The organism is Sphaerochaeta halotolerans, assembly GCF_003429665.1.
Taxonomy (GTDB): Bacteria; Spirochaetota; Spirochaetia; order Sphaerochaetales; family Sphaerochaetaceae; genus Sphaerochaeta; species Sphaerochaeta halotolerans.
This window is the reverse complement of sequence record NZ_QUWK01000007.1, coordinates 134,762-151,331: the sequence shown is the minus strand read 5'-3', so window position 1 is coordinate 151,331 and position 16,570 is coordinate 134,762. Positions and strand designations below refer to the sequence as shown.

Genomic DNA, 16,570 nt, shown 5'->3' with positions numbered 1-16,570 from the left:
TCCATGCAAAAACAGTCCGATGAAATGAATACTGAACACCAAGTCAGAAACCAACTCCGAAAGAAACTCCGTGTAAAACGGGTGAAGCGATTGATCACCACCTTTGTCATCTTGGGCTTGATCATATTCAGTCTCTATCTCTATACGTACTACAATGAAAACGGGAGGATGCCCTGGGCCGAGGAACAGGCTCCGGTAAGTGCAATACAGGAAGTAGAAGCAAAAGTGTATGAGAGTACCTTTACCTCCACGATAGACCTCTCTGGGTATGTTGAACCGAATGACATCCAGAATGTAATCCTCAGAGCAACAGGAACGGTAACCGATGTGTTTGTAAAGGAAGGAGACATGGTCAAGAAGGGCGATGTACTCATTGCCATCGATGACACCAGCCAGAAGTATGAAGTTGCAAATCTTGAAGCAGAACTGGAGCGGGCACAACTGACGGGAAGTGAACGTGAGGTTGAACTAACTGAGCTACGGCTGCGATCGGCACAGAATCGACTCGATTATACCAAGGCATATGCCAATTTTGATGGAGTGGTGGCAGAGGTCAATGTCAGCAAAGGTGACTACTTTGATGCAGGTTCCAGTGCAATGACAATCATCGATCGTTCCCTTCTCAAGGCAACAGTGGAAATCGATGAGATTGACATGCAGTACCTGCAGCTTGGGCAGATTGCTACGCTCTACTTTGATTCCTATCCCGCCTCATCGGTAGAGGCCGAGGTGACCTACATCCCAATGCTCGGAAGATACACCAATCAGGGGATCGGGGTAATGGATGTGGAACTCACCATAGCTGATCCTCCGCCTCAGATCGCCCCAGGCTTCACCTTTGAAGGGACAATTGCGAGTGAGGGTGAAACCACACTGGTGCTTCTTCCCCAGAGTGCTGTGACAAGCACCCGTGGGACCAGCTACGTCACCAAGAAATTGGCCGATGGGACCACCACTACCGTTCCTGTAACAGTGAAGTACCTAGGTGAGGGTATCAGTCAGCTTCTCAGTGGTGACCTCAAGGTAGGGGATACCCTGATCGTCAAGAAGACCAATACCAGCACATCTGCCCTTGTTAGTATGACAGGACCTGGTGGCATAGGTGGAGGACGGCCTCGGTGATAGTCATGGAACAGAATGTAATACATCTTGAGGATGTCAGGCGCTATTATGTCATGGGCGATTTCATGGTGAAAGCCCTAGATGGGGTGTCGCTGTCCATTAAAAAGGGAGAGTTCACCTCAATCATGGGACCTTCAGGAAGTGGGAAGTCAACCATGATGAATCTCATTGGATGTCTCGATACTCCCACCAGTGGTTTGATTGACATTGATGGTGAGAATACCGCTGGCTTGAATGAGACTGAGCTGGCCTACATCAGAAACCGAAAGGTTGGCTTTGTCTTTCAGCAGTTCAACCTGTTGGGAAAGCTTACTGCCCTCGAGAATGTGGTGACCCCGCTTCTGTATGCAGGCATGGGAGTTCGTGAACGGAAGCAGAAGGCAGCTGATGCACTAGAACGGGTTGGCCTTGCTGACCGCATGTACCACCGTCCCAATGAACTCTCCGGCGGGCAAAAACAACGGGTGGCTATTGCACGTGCACTAGTGAACAACCCCACCATCTTGCTTGCTGATGAACCCACAGGAGCATTGGACAGCAAGACCGGAAGCCAGATCATGGAGCTCTTTGAGGAGTTGAATGCTGAAGGCAGGACGGTCGTCTTGGTTACCCATGACAGGGAACTGGGAATGCGATGCCACCGGCAGATTCATTTGCGTGATGGGAAACTGGAGGAAGGCTATGCTGTTTGAAAATATAAAACTAGCATTCTCAGCAATGCGTGGCAGCAAAATGCGGACGGCCCTCTCCCTCTTGGGTATTGTTATCGGGGTAGCTTCAGTGGTAGCGATTCTGACCATTGGCCAGAGTGCTTCCACGAGCATCACCGACAGCATCGCAGTCGGTGGATTGGATATGATTACCGTCTATCCTTCCTATGGACAGCGCTCGACAGGTACGTTTGATGAGGAGTTCGGCGATACCCTGCTAAGGGATATTGAGGGATTGGCAACCGTGCTTCCCCAGAACAATAGCAACGCCCAGATCCGTAGTGGTCAGGAGACCATCAATGCATCTGTTTCCGGGGTGCTTTCCAGCTATGGTGAGGTATTGAATCTGGAATTTTCGGAGGGAAGTTTCTTCGCTTCCATGGATAACATCAACTATCGTCAGGTTATCGTGCTTGGCTCTGATATTGCCGAGGAATTATTTCCCGACCAAAGCGCGGTTGGCCAGTATGTAAGTGTATTCCGAAATCAGGCAAAGAGCTATCTGGTGGTGGGTGTCCTGGAAAGCAAGGATGCAACATTCAACCTCTCCTATGACAACACAGTGTTTATTCCCTACAACACCTACGGCCAGCGTTTTACCAAAACCTCTGGTGTGGGTGCCTACGTCCTGAAAGTGCAGGAAGGGTACGATACCATCGAGGTTTCAGACAGGGTGACCGAATACCTCGATGGCATAGTAGGAAGTGATGGCTACAACATCTTCAGCCCAGCAAGCCTGGCAGAAATGGCTAATGAGATTACTGGGACGTTCAGTGCATTCTTGGCAGCAATTGCTGCTATCAGCTTGTTGGTTGGTGGTATTGGGATCATGAACATTATGCTTGTTTCTGTTGCTGAACGTACCAAGGAGATTGGCATACGTAAGGCATTGGGAGCCAGCCCGAATGTCATTCGTGGCCAGTTTATTTGTGAAGCGCTTACGTTGACCATAATCGGAGGATTTTTGGGTATCGTGCTTGGGGCCCTCATTAGCTACGGCGTAACCAATGTAATGGATTGGTCGTTGCATTTATCGTACACCTCGGTCATACTGGCGTTGGGCTTTTCCATGTTTGTCGGAGTCTTCTTTGGGTGGTATCCTGCGATGAAAGCCTCCCGCCTTGACCCGATTGATGCCCTTAATTACGAATAGGATTCTCGGGGGAGTATACGCTTGACTGTTAAAAAGACCAGCTGGATGATTGTTGATGGAAAGGAACCGTTCATCGTCATCACCTCGCTTGCATTTGCCTTCATCGTCTTGATTGCCTTGGTGATATTTCTCACCTCGGCCATGCTTGACCGTGAAGAACTGAAAATGCAGAGTGAGGCTGAGCGAGCGTTCAATTCCGTTTTTCTTGCCTTGCAGGATAGCACCAATAAGGCATTACAGGCCATGCAGGACGAGAATGTCTCCGGCATTGGTGTGTACAACTCCCTGGGCAGAAAGGTGCTGAGTCTCGGCAACGTACCGATGACCATACCATTGGACCGCTTTGGTTCTCGGGAGTCACTGCCCAAGGATAGGTCAAATACAGGGACCGCAACCTTCAACAAAGAGACCGGAATGATCGAGTATATTCGATTCAGCCGGCTCACCATCATGTTGGACACAGGAGAACTCACCCTCACAGAAAATGGATTGCTTCCGTCCCCTCTGGACTTTCCTGATGTTTTGTATCTCCATTTTGATGGACAGAACTATCACCACCGGGTGACGGTCATCAAGATCATTGGAATTATTTCCACCCTTACCTTGGTGGGACTCTTTTTGTTGGTGCTCTCCATTTATCGGAACAACCGTAGATATCGAGAAACCATTGCAAAACAAGAGAGCCTGGTTAACCTTGGGCAGGCAGCACGAACATTGACCCATGAAATTAAGAACCCGCTCAGTGCCATCACCATCCAGCTTGCTCTTCTTAAGAAAACACTTCCAGGGAACCACGCTGAAGAGTTGAAACTCATAGAGCAGGAAATCAAAAGACTTACCCAGTTGACGAACAAGGTCAGCGACTTCCTCCGCAACCCATTGGGGAAGCCGGTCGTGGTTGATTTGAATGAGTTGTTCACCTCATTGGTGATGCGGTTTGACAAGCCCATCCGTTTCTCGAGTAGTTCACCGCAGCAAATCGTCATCGATGCAGACAGGGCACGTTCCGTTTTCGAAAATCTCCTGAAGAATGCGGTGGAGAGCAGCAGCACCCGAGACCCACAAGTAGAGGTACGTATTACCACAGATAAGCGGAATTTTGTACATATTTATGTCATGGACCGTGGCGATGGTATCAGTGTGGAGGATTCAAAGAAGATTTTTGATCCCTTCTTTACCACCAAGATCCATGGCTCAGGGATTGGCCTTTCCATCAGCCAGCAATTTGTGAAGGCAAGGGGGGGGAATATCCGGCTCTACCCGCGGGATGGGGGAGGTACAGTTGCCGAAGTGGTACTGCCTAAGTCCATCCATACGGTAAAATTGATGGGAGTAACGAAAAAATGAAGATTCTCATTGTTGATGATGAACCGAATATCCGAGATTTGATGCAGCAATATCTCAAGCTTGATGGCATTGAAAGTGATTGTGCAGAGAATGGTCTTTCTGCACAACGTATGCTTCGCGAGGAGGCTTATGATGCTGCTCTGGTTGACTTGAAGATGCCAGGTATGGATGGACTTTCATTGATCAGCTGGATTAGGGGGGAAGGGTTCCGCATGCCGATCATCATGGTCAGTGCCCATGGAGAGATCACAGATGCAGTCTCTGCCCTAAAAAGCGGTGCCCAGGACTATATTGTAAAACCATTCGATCCTGAGGAATTGACTATTCGATTGAAGAAGCTCGTAGAAGCACAACACCTGAGGAACTTGGTAGAGAGCGAGACAAGAAACAATCGCGAGGATGACAAACAGATTTTTGTTGGGGAAAGTTCCTCGATTAAGAAGATCAAGGAGATTATCACCAAGATCAGCGACACCAACTCAACGGTACTTATAACAGGCGAGAGTGGGACGGGAAAGGAAGTGGTGGCTCGCGAGATTCATGCTTCCAGTCCTGTCAAAGAAGGCCCCTTTGTAGCCATCAATATTGGAGGGGTTCCAGAGAACCTGCTTGAGAGTGAACTCTTTGGTTATGAGAAGGGTGCCTTCACCGGTGCTGCAAATCGGAAGACCGGTATGTTTGAGCTCGCGAGCGGGGGTACCCTGTTCCTTGATGAAATCGGGGATATGCCACTCTCTCTGCAGGTGAAGATACTCAGGGTTTTGCAGGACCGCAGGATTACCCGCCTTGGTGGTACTGAAGCGATCCCCATCAATGCAAGAATCATTGCGGCTACCAACAAGGATCTGGAACAGCAGGTCAGGGAAGGTGCTTTCCGGGAGGACCTGTTCTATCGGCTTAATGTGGTACGAATCGTCATACCCCCGCTCAGGGAGCGGCGGGAAGATATTCCTTTGCTTGCGGCAGGAATCTTACGACGGTTCAACCGGCAAATGGGGCAGAAGGTTACAGGGTTTTCAGCAGATGCACTGCAACTGCTTTGCGAGCATGACTTCTTTGGAAATGTCAGGGAGCTGGAGAATATCCTTGAACGAGCTGTCATTTTTACCAGTGGAGAAGAGATCCAGTGCGATGACCTTGATTTGAGGGGATCGGTCTCCCTTCATACCCAGATAAAAAATGAAACACCTGCAACCCCAGCAGAGGTAAAGAGCCTCAAGGATGTAGAAGTTGATGCAATCATCAGGGCTCTCCATCGTTGGGAGGGCAACCGTACCCGAGCAGCGCAAGAGCTTGGCATCAGCCGCAGAACCCTGATCAACAAGATTGCTGAATATGATCTGAATTTATAAGAAGGAGCGACGTCGGTGAGTACATTACCAACTTGGGACCTTGATCCCATCTATCCTGGCTGTACGAGCAAGGAATTTCAACATGACCTGAGGTGGGTGGTTGCCTCTTCTCAAGAACTTGAGGCAAATCTTGAAGACACCAAAAAAGATTTGAAAGACATGCTCTCTCAGTATGAGTTGATTCTTGACCATCTGGAAAACCTCGATGCATACAGTGCAGCATGCCTGACTACAGATACGGCAAATGAGGAGTATTTGAGGGCAGTTTCGCAAACTGAGGAGGCTTCCTTGATGGTTCAGCATATGCAGGTTGCCTTTCTCAACGTTCTGGCCACAAGAACCGAGGAAATTGCCCGTCGCAGTGCCGAAGGTGGGGACTTGGCACCCTACCGGTTCCCACTGAGTGAATTATTGGAAGAGCAGCGTCATCTGATGAGTGAGGAACTAGAGGACCTTGCAAATGATCTAGGGAGAAGCGGGACCGACGCCTTTTCCCGTTTGCAGGAAGCCTTGAGCAGCAGTGTTTCCACTGCTTGGGACGATCAAACCGAAAAGACCGTCATCCAACTGAGGAATGAAGCCTTCAATGCTGATAGAACTATCCGTAGAAAAGCTTTCGAGAAAGAGCTGGAGATATGGAAGGCCTATGAGGTTGCTTTCGCTTCGAGTTTAAACGGGGTGAAAGGAACTACCATCACGCTGGATGCGAGACGAGGGTATGATTCCCCGCTTGACCGATCCTTGATGCAGTCAAGGATAAATCGTCCCATCCTCGATGCACTTATTACCACCCTTGAGAAGAACCTTCCCCTGTTTAGAGGATACCTGCAGAACAAGGCAAAGATGCTTGGGTTGGATAGTTGTGCGTTTTATGATTTGTTTGCCCCGGTTGGCAAGGAAGCACTGCACTTCAGCTATGAGGAAGCTCATACCTTCATTGTGCAGCAGTTCAGTGCCTTCGACCCTGAGATGGGAAAGTTTGCAGATCATGCGTTCAAGGCCCATTGGATTGACCCTGAGAGTCGAAAAGGTAAGGTAGGGGGAGCGTATGATACTGCTTTCCCTTTAGCGAAGCAGAGTAGAATTCTCTCCAACTTTGACTTCACCTATAATGGGGTTTCCACCCTTGCCCATGAACTGGGTCATGCATGGCATGACCATGTGGTATTGCAGAAAAGCAATCTCTTGCGTTCGTATCCGATGACCTTGGCAGAGACTGCCTCCATATTCAGTGAGTTTCTTGTGTTTCAAGGGGCATTGGAGAAGAGCAGCAGTGAAGGGAGACTTGCCCTTATTGAACACTTCCTGCAGGATGCCACGCAGGTTTGTGTGGATATTCTGAGTCGGTATTACTTTGAGAACGCTGTATTCAGTGAACGAAAACGGGGGGATCTGAGTGCAAGTGCATTCTCAGCCTTGATGGAAGATGCCCAGAAGAAGACCTACGGAGATGGGCTGTCAATCTATCATCCGTACATGTGGGCTGTGAAAGGACATTACTACTCATCTGATTTCTCTTTCTACAACTATCCGTATGCGTTTGGGCAGTTGTTTGCCTTGGGTCTCTGGGCTCAGAGCAAGCAGGCAGGTACAGATTTTCCCGCCTCCTACAAGAAGCTCCTTGGAGCAACCGGCAGTCTTCCCGCTGCAGAGGTGGCCGGGTTGGCCGGGATTGATCTAACTGATGTGTCTTTCTGGCAGGAAGCGATGGGAGTCATCGCATCCTATGCTGAGGAATTTGCCCATGGCGTATCAGATTGAGAAACTCATCCAGGGTGGGGCGGGCCTAACAACAAGCAAAGAAGGGAAGCGTATCCTTGTCATGGATGTGCTGCCCGGTGAGTTGGTCGAGTTGGGCCACTTCCAAGAGAAGTCAGGATACATTCGTGCGACCGTGCAGAATATCCTGCAAGCAAGTGAAGACCGTATTACGCCTCCCTGTCCCTACTGGGGGAGGTGTGGTGGTTGTGATTTCCAGTATGCCAAGGATGAGGTGCAAGGAGTCCTGAAAGAAGGGATTGTCCTGGACAATATCAAGCGACTGGGAGGGATAGACCCTGCCTCTTTTCTCACCGAGAAGCTTGAGACAGGACCAGCTTGGGGCTATAGGAACAGGGTACGCTTTCATGTAGACATTGCTGAGCGGAAGGTAGGATTCCTTGCAAGGAAAAGCAAGTCCTTGGTGCCCATTGAGCATTGTCCGATACTCTGCGAGAAGCTCAATGCACTCCTTGAAAACCCTGGCCGGCTGTTTGAAGCAGCCAGAACCCAGATGTTTTCCAACAGAGGAGGGAGCAGCGGATTCATTGAAGTCCCTGCTTTCAGTGGCGATGATGAGGTCTCCTTACTAGATGAAGTGGTCAAGACCACCGTGGGGGATCATATTTTCTTCGTTACCGCATCGGTGTTCTTCCAGTCCAATGAATACTTGCTTCCTGCTCTAACGAGCTATGTAGCCTCCCACGCTGTGGGGAGCACAGTTATGGATCTCTATAGTGGGGTGGGTACATTCAGTGCATTTCTACAACAGCCTGGGAGACAGGTGATTGCAGTTGAGCGACAGAAACAGTGCATCTCTCTCGCCAAACGGCATACACCTTATTGTGAGTTTTATAGTGAGCCGGTTGAGCAGTGGGCAAAGAGGCAGAAAGGGGCTGCTGTGGATACAGTCGTGGTCGATCCTCCGAGGGTAGGCCTTGATGCTTCTCTTCCTTCCTTGATAGCTTCCTGGAAGAGTCACCGTATCATCTATGTTTCATGCAACAGTGTAACATTGGGACGAGACTTGCAACGATTCGCCTCTGAAGGCTACACTCTAAGCCAGGTGAAGGTGTTCGACCTATATCCCCAAACGTTTCATAGTGAAGTCGTTGCCATTCTTGACCGGTAGGGAGAAAAAGACCATGAAAGACGGGTTTGTAAAATGTGCAGTTGCCTCGGCCTCCGTTCGCGTTGCCGACACCATGTATAACACAGCATCAATTATTTCGCTTATGCGGTCTGCTGTACAACAAGGGGTTAGACTTCTCGTGTTGCCGGAGCTGGTAACCACTGCCTATACCTGCGCTGATCTTTTTCTCCAGAAATCTCTGCAGAAAGGGGCTGTTGATGCAATAGCCAATGTTGTTGATGAGAGCAGGAACAGTGATCTTCTTGTTGTCTTTGGCTCCTTGATTCCCTTGCATGGACGCTTGTACAACTGTGCTGTGGTGGTCCAGAGCGGACGTATTCTTGGTTTGGTTCCCAAGCAACATTTGCCAAACTATCTTGAATATTATGAAAAACGTTGGTTCAAAGTACCCTCCGATGGGAATATTGCAGTGGAATTCCTTGGCCAAAGTACATATTTTGGTACACGCTTGCTCTTTACCTGTACCAATCTTCCCGAGTTGGTCGTAGCCTGTGAGATTTGTGAGGACCTTTGGGTACCCCGCTCTCCTAGTACAGATCATGCCGTTGCTGGTGCTACGGTCATCACAAACTGTTCAGCCAGTGATGAATTTGTCGGCAAGGAAGAGTATCGTCGTTCCCTCGTGAAAACCCAGAGTGGTAGGCTGATCTGTGCATACCTTTATAGCGATGCAGGGGAAGGTGAATCCACTACTGATCTCGTGTTTTCTCCCCACAATCTGATCTTTGAGGATGGTCATAGTCTTGGGGAACAACGTGAGCAGAGTGATACGCTCCTCATTACTGAGATTGATGTACAGAAACTTGCCTTGGAGCGTATTCGCAGACAGAGCTTTGGGTATGATGACAATATGTATCAACGTATTCCCTTTACCCTGGAGGAGAGGGAGTGTACCTTGACCCGGAAGATTGATAGGAATCCGTTTGTTCCTTCCGATGCACAGACTATGACTGCACGATGTGAGAAGATTCTTACCTTGCAATCCCTCGGCTTGAAGAAACGTCTTGAACATACAAAGGTAAAACAGGTGATAGTGGGGTTGTCAGGTGGTTTGGACTCCACCTTGGCTCTATTGGTTTGTGTGAGGGCTTTCGATGCTCTCAAGCTCCCAAGGAGCGGTATCCTTGCGGTAACCATGCCAGGCTTCGGTACCACAAAGCGGACCAAGGGGAATGCAACCAAACTTGCAAAAGCCCTTGATGTAGCGTTCACAACCATATCCATCTCCAAAGCGGTGGGGCAACACTTCAAGGACATCGGTCATGACCCAGCAGTTGCTGATGTCACCTATGAGAACAGCCAGGCTCGGGAACGTACCCAGGTCCTGATGGATCTTGCCAACAAGAGAGGGGCCTTGGTTATCGGTACAGGAGACCTGTCAGAACTTGCCCTTGGATGGGCAACCTACAACGGCGATCATATGTCAATGTATGGGGTGAATGCTTCGGTCCCCAAGACCTTGGTCAAGCATCTGGTTTCCTACATTGCCCAAATCAGCGACCCTTCATTGAAAAAGGTGTTGCTGGATATTGTGGATACACCGGTAAGCCCCGAGTTGCTTCCGGCAAAACATGATGGGACGATCAGCCAAGTGACGGAAGATTTGGTTGGGCCCTATGAACTGCATGATTTCTTCCTCTACCAAGTGGTACGTTTCGGATACAGCCCCTCAAAGGTATATCGGCTTGCTCAATATGCCTTCACCGGTATCTATGAACCTGCATTCATCCTTGGTTGGTTAAAAATCTTCTATCGTCGGTTCTTCAGCCAGCAGTTCAAGCGATCTTGTCTTCCTGATGGGCCGAGAATTGGATCGGTGTCCCTCTCTCCTCGTGGGGATTGGCGAATGAGTAGTGACTCCTCTGTGGCCCTTTGGCAACAGGAGTTGGAAACGCTAGCAAACTGATATAGGAATTATTGAAAAAAATGGTTCACTTTTGTAGCCTCTTTGCTTGGTAGCTGTTATACAGGTGAGGAGTTGCTCATCGTTATGCACAAAAGTACGGCTATTCTTATCCTCATCATAATCCTCATGGTTCCTTCCACTGTCGGAGCAAGGAGCTTACTCAATGTAAGCCTCGGTTTTGGTGCAACCTATTCACCTAAAGAATTAGATGACATTTCCCTTGGGTTTCAGGATCCAGATAACTGGATGTTCTCTGGTGAATTGAGTGCTCGTTTTGCATTCCTGCAGGGTCAGGCAATGGTTTACCCCATTACATGCAGTAATGAAGAGCAGGGAGTCCTGCTGGTTGGTATGGGGTCGATGAGCCTTCCTGTTTTGGGATCCTTGCTTGCCCTGGAATTTGGTGCCGGTCCCAGTGTAACCTATATGCCTACTTCCTCAAGCAGTCCCCGCTCCTCCTATTATGAGCTTGCAAATGGAGTTTATGCTGATACAGAAGAAAAAACATTCACTGAGGCCATGTTTGCAAGTCCTGTGTATCTCCAGATAGGTTTAGGCTCTGAAGTTGGTCCTGTGGGTCTAAGAATTCGATGGCTGATGGAAAGTAGTTCCACATTGGGTTCAGTGTTCACCTCAAGTGAGTGGTGGGGCATGTTTGCTATAGATAAAGCCTCCCTTTCCCTTGCGTTGTCACTGAAAATGTTCTAAATTATGAACGCAATTAGTAATGTGTCATAGGAAATGACAAAAGGGGTTTTGATATGAAAGCAAAAAGTATGGTATTACTGCTCATTGTATGTGTGATGTTGCCTACAGCGTTGAGTGCTGCTGTTGTTGATTTGAGTTTGGGTGCTACTGCGCAGTACAACCAGACATTGGGAGATATCAAGCAAGAAATTGATGCTGATTCTTGGGATGGAATGGGTGATTTCAAGAACTACACCTTGGGTGCTGACCTCCGTGTCAAGCTTCTTATTGCTGAAGTGGATGTGGTCGGGACCTTCGGCTCGTACACTGATGCTTCCTCGATTGAGTACACCGAAATTTCCACTCTCACTACAGCCGGTATCTCAATGGATCTCTTGGGAATTGCTCGTCTCGGGTTTGGCCTGGGTCCTCGCTGGATTGTGAGAATGAACAACGATACAGGGGATTTTACTATTTTTGATGAAACCGGGGCACCTCAGACGATTGATTCTCTTGGTGAAACTTTCATCAATTCACCGGTTGCCTACCGTGCAACTGTTGACTTCAATTTGGGCAATATTATGCTTGGTTTGAACTATACCTTGGATACAGAGTATACGTTTAATAATGCAGCTGAGGTGGACAAACTCTTCAGTGCCAACATTGATGAGGGCAAGGTTGGCGTTTCTCTCTTGTTCTCAATTTTCTAAAATTACCTGAATATACCCACAGGCCCGGAGAAATCCGGGCCTGTGTTGCTTTTCGCCTTTGTCCAAGTATGGTAGAGTAGTGTCAGGAGAACCACCATGGCAAAAAGAGGGTTTTTTCACTCATTTCTTTCTGCTGTAATTGTTGCAGTGTTGATTTTTTTTGTGATGTATTTCTTCATTCCCAGCATGGGAATGAAATTCCTCGGTGTCAGCTTTGCCCTCCGTGAGGGATCGTTGAATGCCCAGGTTCTGGATGTAATCAGTGAACAATCGCAGGGTAATCCAGATTTTTCCAGCGAGTCGTTTGTCCGGCTTCAACAACTCCTCTCCAGCCCTGAGGTCCAGGAACGATTGAAGGAAGCTGCAAAGGAAGGGCAGCAGGCATTGGAATCTGCAGTCCAGCAATTGACGGAACGAGCCGAATGAAGCCATTTGAAGTATTGTTTCTCGGAACAGGTACAAGCCATGGTATACCTGTTATTGGTTGCAAATGCCCGGTCTGCACTTCCGCGGACCCTCGGGATAATCGTTTTCGCTCCAGCATCCTTATCAGGAGCGGTGAGCACGCACTCCTGGTAGATACCACTCCAGAGTTTCGCTTGCAAGCTCTGAGAGCCGATATTTCACACCTTGATGCAGTGCTCTATACCCATGATCATGCAGACCATTTCAATGGGATTGATGACCTTAGGGTCTTCTGCAGGGATCAAGTGTTGCCTGTGTACTGTCAGGAAGAGACAAAACATGCAATTATTGATCGCTTTCCCTACGTGCTCACCGGAAGTACTGTAGCCGGTGGTGTCCCTCACCTTCAACTCAACACATTGAAGGCATATGACGAGATTGAAATTGGTCCCTTTACGGTGACACCCATTCCCATTCTGCATGGCAAGAAGGAGATATTTGCATTCAGAATTGGTGACTTTGCCTATGCAACAGACTGCAGTGAAGTACCACCAGAGAGTATTCCCTACTTTACCGGACTCGATACCCTTGTTGTGGGAGCACTCCGGTACTGGCCGCATCCAACCCACTACAGTGTATTTGAAGCAAAGGCCTTTGTGGCATTGGTTGGAGCCAAGCGTGCCTACCTTACTCATCTCAGCCATAATGTGAGCCACCAAAAGCTGGAAGATGAACTTCCTTCCCATATCCATGTGGCCTATGATATGCTTTCGTTATCCATAGGGGGATAATACCATGGACGAACTATTTTCCAGTCAGGATTTTGATCAAGAGAAGTTGCAGAAGGAGGCAAAGGATAGACCACTCTCTGTGCCCCCCAAGCAAGAAGAGAAAAAGAAGGATCCTACGGTTCTCAGCGACCGGAAGAAACTCTATATCATAGACGGCTACGGCCTGATCTATCGCTCCTACTACGGGTTTTTCAAGAATCCGATGCAGGACACCCAGGGTAACAACATCTCTGCAGTATATGGATTCTTTTCCACTGTATTGAAGTTGATCCGCGAATACACACCAGACTATCTGGTGGTTGCAATGGACGGAAAGGAGAAGACCTTCCGCCATATCATATATGAACCCTATAAAGCAACCAGGGATGCTGCTCCTGAGGATCTGCATAGTCAGGTACCTATTATCAACAATATTCTCAAAGCCCTGAAGATTCCCACCATCACCATGGAGGGATATGAGGCTGACGACATTATTGCTACCTTGAGCGAGGAAGCCACCCGCCATGCAATCGATACCATCATGTTTACCAGTGATAAAGACTTGCTTCAGCTGGTGGACGAACACACCTTCGCCTTGAGACCTGCGAAGAAGAATGAGAATTTCTATCGCTTGATGGGAGAGTATGAGGTTGAAGAGATGCTCGGGATCAAACCTTCCCAGATTGTTGATTATCTATCACTGTTGGGAGACTCATCTGACAATATCCCCGGTGTGAAGGGTATTGGAGAAAAAGGGGCTGCAAAACTTTTACAGCAGTTTGGAAGCCTTGACGGCATTTATGAACATGTGAAGTTGGTTGCTCCAGGCTTGCAGAAAAAGTTATTGGAAGGAAAAGAAAATGCCATGCTGAGCAAGAGCCTGGTTGAACTGAGACGTGACTTATTCAACGTAGAGACATTCGACACTGAGCAGTACTTGGTGAAGGATGTAGATTATGAGGCTGCTATTCCCCTGTTTCAGAAAATTGGGATGCGAACCATCCTGAAGGAACTTGGAAGGGCATCCGGTGGTGACGCTTCCTCATATATACCTGAGAAGCCTGGAAAGAAAGCCTCCAAGCAAGGCTCGTATAAAGCAGTGACGACCATCAGAGAACTTGCAGCGTTACTTGAAGCATATGCAAAGGCAGGAAAGCCTGTTGCCTTTGATCTCGAGACAACCAGTATTGATGAGATGGTTGCCAAGGTTATTGGGTTTTCCTTCACCAACGAGGCAGAGAAGGCGTACTATGTTCCCTTGGTTCATGATGGTAAGGAACTATTGCCTGCCGATGAGGTAAAGGAACTGCTTTCTGAGTATCTTGGCTCCGGAAAGCTTGCACTCATCGGACAGAACTTCAAGTATGACTACAAAGTATTGGTTAGATGGGGGGTGGTCCCCAAACTGGTTATCTTTGATACCATGGTCGCTGCATGGTTGCTGGACAGTACCTCGGTATTCAATATGGACTACCTTGCAGAAAAGTATCTGGAGTATAAGACCGTCCATTATAGTGACATTGTCCCCAAGGGGAAATTGCTGAGCGATATTCCCTTGGACCAAGTGGTATTCTATGGTGCTGAGGATGCAGATGTAACCTTCCGTTTGTATGAGGTGTTTCTTGAACTTCTGAAGGCAAGAGGGTTACTCGATTTACTCAACAATATTGAGATGCCTTTGCTCTTGGTCATTGCAAAAATGGAACTTGCAGGTATCCATCTGGAGAGAAGCCGCATTGAGCCGCTCTCCCAAGAGTTCGAGAAGCGGATTGATGCCATTAAGGAAGAGATTTTCTCCATCTGTGGGCATAGCTTCAATCTTAATTCCCCACAGCAACTGCAGGAAGTGCTTTTTGTAGAGCGTGAGATTCCTACTGGCGCAAAGACACGCTCAGGATTCTCTACAGCAACAGAGGTGTTGGAACCGTTGCAGGAGACCTACCCTGAGGTGGCTTTGATTCTGCAATATCGAATGCTCAACAAGCTCAAAACAACCTATATCGACAAACTTCCCCTACAGATCAATGCCGAGACAGGAAGAATTCACCCTTCCTTCAGCCAGACTGGGACTGAGACAGGACGTCTCTCCTGCAAGGACCCCAATCTGCAGAATATTCCGGTAAGGACCGAGGAGGGAAGAAGGATCCGTTCTGCCTTCATTCCAAAGGAAGGCCATCGGTTCCTCTCGGCTGACTACTCACAGATAGAACTTGTGGTACTTGCCCATATGGCAGATGACCCTGGGCTCAAAAAAGCGTTCCAGGATGGTGTGGATGTGCACCGGTCTACAGCAAGCCTAATCTTCGATATCCCGCTCGGGGAGGTTTCCTCTGACCAGCGTCGTATCGCCAAGACGATCAACTTCGGGGTCATGTACGGTATGGGGACCCATAGTCTTGCAAAGGATCTCAATATCTCACACAGTGAAGCAAAACAATTCATCGATCAATACTTTCAACGCTACAGTGGAGTGCAAGCCTTTGTTGAGGCTACGAGGAGCCGTGCAGAGAAGGATGGCTATGTAACGACCCTCCTTGGGCATGTAAGAACCATCACCGAGATCAACAGCAGAAGCGCTGTGGAACGTGCAAAAGCTCAGCGTATCGCCGTGAACACCGTAATCCAAGGGACAGCGGCAGATATCATGAAGCTGGCAATGCTTCGTGTATCGGCCGCTCTCAAAGAAAAAGGCCTTAAGGCAACATTGCTGTTGCAGATTCACGACGAACTGGTGTTCGAGGTACCTGAAGATGAGGTGGAAGCAACAAAGCGTGTAGTGCGCGAAGCACTGGAAGGAGCTGTGAAGCTCAGTATTCCCCTGAGAACCAGTATCGAGGTGGGGGACAACTGGGGGGATATCCACTGATGTTGGTTATCGGATTGACGGGTAGGGCCTGTGCAGGCAAGAACCAGTATGCACAGGTATTTGCTTCCCATGGATGCGAAGTGATTGATGTGGACTCATTGGGACATGCTGCTCTTGCAGAGAGCAAGGATGAACTCAGGCAAGCTTTTGGAAAAAATATCGTAATCGATGGAAAGGTCGACAGAAAAGCGTTGGGAAAACTGGTCTTCAGCGACCCCGAGAAACTGAGAGAGCTGGAGTCGATCACCCACCCGAAGATGGTTGGCGTGTGCAAACGTCTGATTAGGGAGGCAAAAGCGCAGCAGAAGCCTGCGCTCATTCTTAATGCAGCACTACTCAAGCGGATGGGTTTGGAGCCTCTCTGTGATCATGTGTTGTTTATCAAGGCACCACTGCTTTTGCGTTTTTTTCGCTGCAGGGGGAGAGAAGGGCTTTCCCTTAAGCGTTTTTTGGAAAGAGAGCGAGCACAGATGGATATCGTTCCAGAAGCCGATGTACAAGGCTTGGATGTGGTGGTATTACGTAATCACCGCTCAAAGGAGGTAATTCATCGACAAATCATAACCTATTGTGATACCATAGGATTACGAATTTCATCCCAGCGATGAAATCTTTTCCATACGAGGGTTTG

Annotated in this window: 14 protein-coding genes; all 14 read left to right on the top strand. The window is 48.6% G+C overall.

What is annotated here, in order from left to right; genetic code table 11:
- Positions 1-3 precede the first annotated feature (3 nt).
- The 14 genes from DYP60_RS08155 (at position 4) to coaE (ending at position 16,547) form a co-directional block, all read left to right on the top strand.
- The gene (locus DYP60_RS08155; protein ID WP_117330512.1) at positions 4-1,122 is read left to right on the top strand and encodes an efflux RND transporter periplasmic adaptor subunit; all 1,119 of its coding nucleotides are present in this window, start codon (positions 4-6) and stop codon (positions 1,120-1,122) included.
- Between the two features lie 5 nt (positions 1,123-1,127).
- On the top strand, positions 1,128-1,814 hold the full coding sequence (locus tag DYP60_RS08150) for an ABC transporter ATP-binding protein (protein WP_117330552.1): 687 nt from the start codon (positions 1,128-1,130) through the stop codon (positions 1,812-1,814).
- Positions 1,804-2,985, top strand: coding sequence for an ABC transporter permease (locus DYP60_RS08145; RefSeq protein WP_117330511.1), 1,182 nt, complete (start codon positions 1,804-1,806; stop codon positions 2,983-2,985). Before DYP60_RS08150 ends, DYP60_RS08145 begins: the two co-directional genes overlap by 11 nt.
- A gap of 21 nt (positions 2,986-3,006) precedes the next feature.
- Positions 3,007-4,332 (top strand): sensor histidine kinase, encoded by a 1,326-nt coding sequence (locus tag DYP60_RS08140; RefSeq protein ID WP_240622846.1) that lies wholly within the window; start codon positions 3,007-3,009, stop codon positions 4,330-4,332.
- Complete coding sequence (locus tag DYP60_RS08135) at positions 4,329-5,684, top strand: sigma-54-dependent transcriptional regulator (RefSeq protein ID WP_117330510.1); 1,356 nt, start codon at positions 4,329-4,331, stop codon at positions 5,682-5,684. The genes DYP60_RS08140 and DYP60_RS08135 overlap by 4 nt, the downstream gene beginning before the upstream one ends.
- A gap of 15 nt (positions 5,685-5,699) precedes the next feature.
- Entirely contained in the window at positions 5,700-7,445 is a 1,746-nt protein-coding gene (locus tag DYP60_RS08130) for a M3 family oligoendopeptidase (protein ID WP_117330509.1), read from the top strand.
- Positions 7,429-8,574, top strand: a complete 1,146-nt coding sequence (locus DYP60_RS08125) for a class I SAM-dependent RNA methyltransferase (protein WP_117330508.1) — start codon at positions 7,429-7,431, stop codon at positions 8,572-8,574. Before DYP60_RS08130 ends, DYP60_RS08125 begins: the two co-directional genes overlap by 17 nt.
- Before the next feature lie 13 nt (positions 8,575-8,587).
- On the top strand, positions 8,588-10,501 hold the full coding sequence (locus DYP60_RS08120; protein ID WP_117330507.1) for an NAD(+) synthase: 1,914 nt from the start codon (positions 8,588-8,590) through the stop codon (positions 10,499-10,501).
- A gap of 84 nt (positions 10,502-10,585) precedes the next feature.
- Entirely contained in the window at positions 10,586-11,209 is a 624-nt protein-coding gene (locus DYP60_RS08115; protein ID WP_117330506.1) for a hypothetical protein, read from the top strand.
- 53 nt (positions 11,210-11,262) lie between these two features.
- Entirely contained in the window at positions 11,263-11,898 is a 636-nt protein-coding gene (locus DYP60_RS08110) for a hypothetical protein (protein WP_117330505.1), read from the top strand.
- Positions 11,899-11,994: 96 nt separating this feature from the next.
- Entirely contained in the window at positions 11,995-12,324 is a 330-nt protein-coding gene (locus DYP60_RS08105) for a metal-dependent hydrolase (protein ID WP_117330504.1), read from the top strand.
- Positions 12,321-13,094: an MBL fold metallo-hydrolase gene (locus DYP60_RS08100; protein WP_117330503.1), complete on the top strand. Its 774-nt coding sequence runs from the start codon at positions 12,321-12,323 to the stop codon at positions 13,092-13,094. The genes DYP60_RS08105 and DYP60_RS08100 overlap by 4 nt, the downstream gene beginning before the upstream one ends.
- Positions 13,095-13,098: 4 nt before the next feature.
- Positions 13,099-15,939 (top strand): DNA polymerase I, encoded by a 2,841-nt coding sequence (gene polA, locus DYP60_RS08095; RefSeq protein WP_117330502.1) that lies wholly within the window; start codon positions 13,099-13,101, stop codon positions 15,937-15,939.
- Positions 15,939-16,547 carry a dephospho-CoA kinase gene (gene coaE, locus DYP60_RS08090; protein WP_117330501.1) on the top strand — a complete coding sequence of 203 codons (609 nt, stop codon included), beginning with the start codon at positions 15,939-15,941 and terminating at the stop codon, positions 16,545-16,547. Before polA ends, coaE begins: the two co-directional genes overlap by 1 nt.
- The last annotated feature ends 23 nt before the right edge of the window (positions 16,548-16,570 follow it).

Excerpts from the sequence above, each read along its gene's own strand:
- DYP60_RS08115 (WP_117330506.1), top strand. The coding sequence starts at position 10,586 with ATGCACAAAAGTACGGCTATTCTTATCCTCATCATAATCCTCATGGTT.
- DYP60_RS08100 (WP_117330503.1), top strand. The coding sequence starts at position 12,321 with ATGAAGCCATTTGAAGTATTGTTTCTCGGAACAGGTACAAGCCATGGT.
- polA (WP_117330502.1), top strand. The coding sequence starts at position 13,099 with ATGGACGAACTATTTTCCAGTCAGGATTTTGATCAAGAGAAGTTGCAG.
- DYP60_RS08135 (WP_117330510.1), top strand. The coding sequence starts at position 4,329 with ATGAAGATTCTCATTGTTGATGATGAACCGAATATCCGAGATTTGATG.
- DYP60_RS08120 (WP_117330507.1), top strand. The coding sequence starts at position 8,588 with ATGAAAGACGGGTTTGTAAAATGTGCAGTTGCCTCGGCCTCCGTTCGC.
- coaE (WP_117330501.1), top strand. The coding sequence starts at position 15,939 with ATGTTGGTTATCGGATTGACGGGTAGGGCCTGTGCAGGCAAGAACCAG.
- DYP60_RS08110 (WP_117330505.1), top strand. The coding sequence starts at position 11,263 with ATGAAAGCAAAAAGTATGGTATTACTGCTCATTGTATGTGTGATGTTG.
- DYP60_RS08105 (WP_117330504.1), top strand. The coding sequence starts at position 11,995 with ATGGCAAAAAGAGGGTTTTTTCACTCATTTCTTTCTGCTGTAATTGTT.
- DYP60_RS08155 (WP_117330512.1), top strand. The coding sequence starts at position 4 with ATGCAAAAACAGTCCGATGAAATGAATACTGAACACCAAGTCAGAAAC.
- DYP60_RS08150 (WP_117330552.1), top strand. The coding sequence starts at position 1,128 with ATGGAACAGAATGTAATACATCTTGAGGATGTCAGGCGCTATTATGTC.
- DYP60_RS08145 (WP_117330511.1), top strand. The coding sequence starts at position 1,804 with ATGCTGTTTGAAAATATAAAACTAGCATTCTCAGCAATGCGTGGCAGC.
- DYP60_RS08125 (WP_117330508.1), top strand. The coding sequence starts at position 7,429 with ATGGCGTATCAGATTGAGAAACTCATCCAGGGTGGGGCGGGCCTAACA.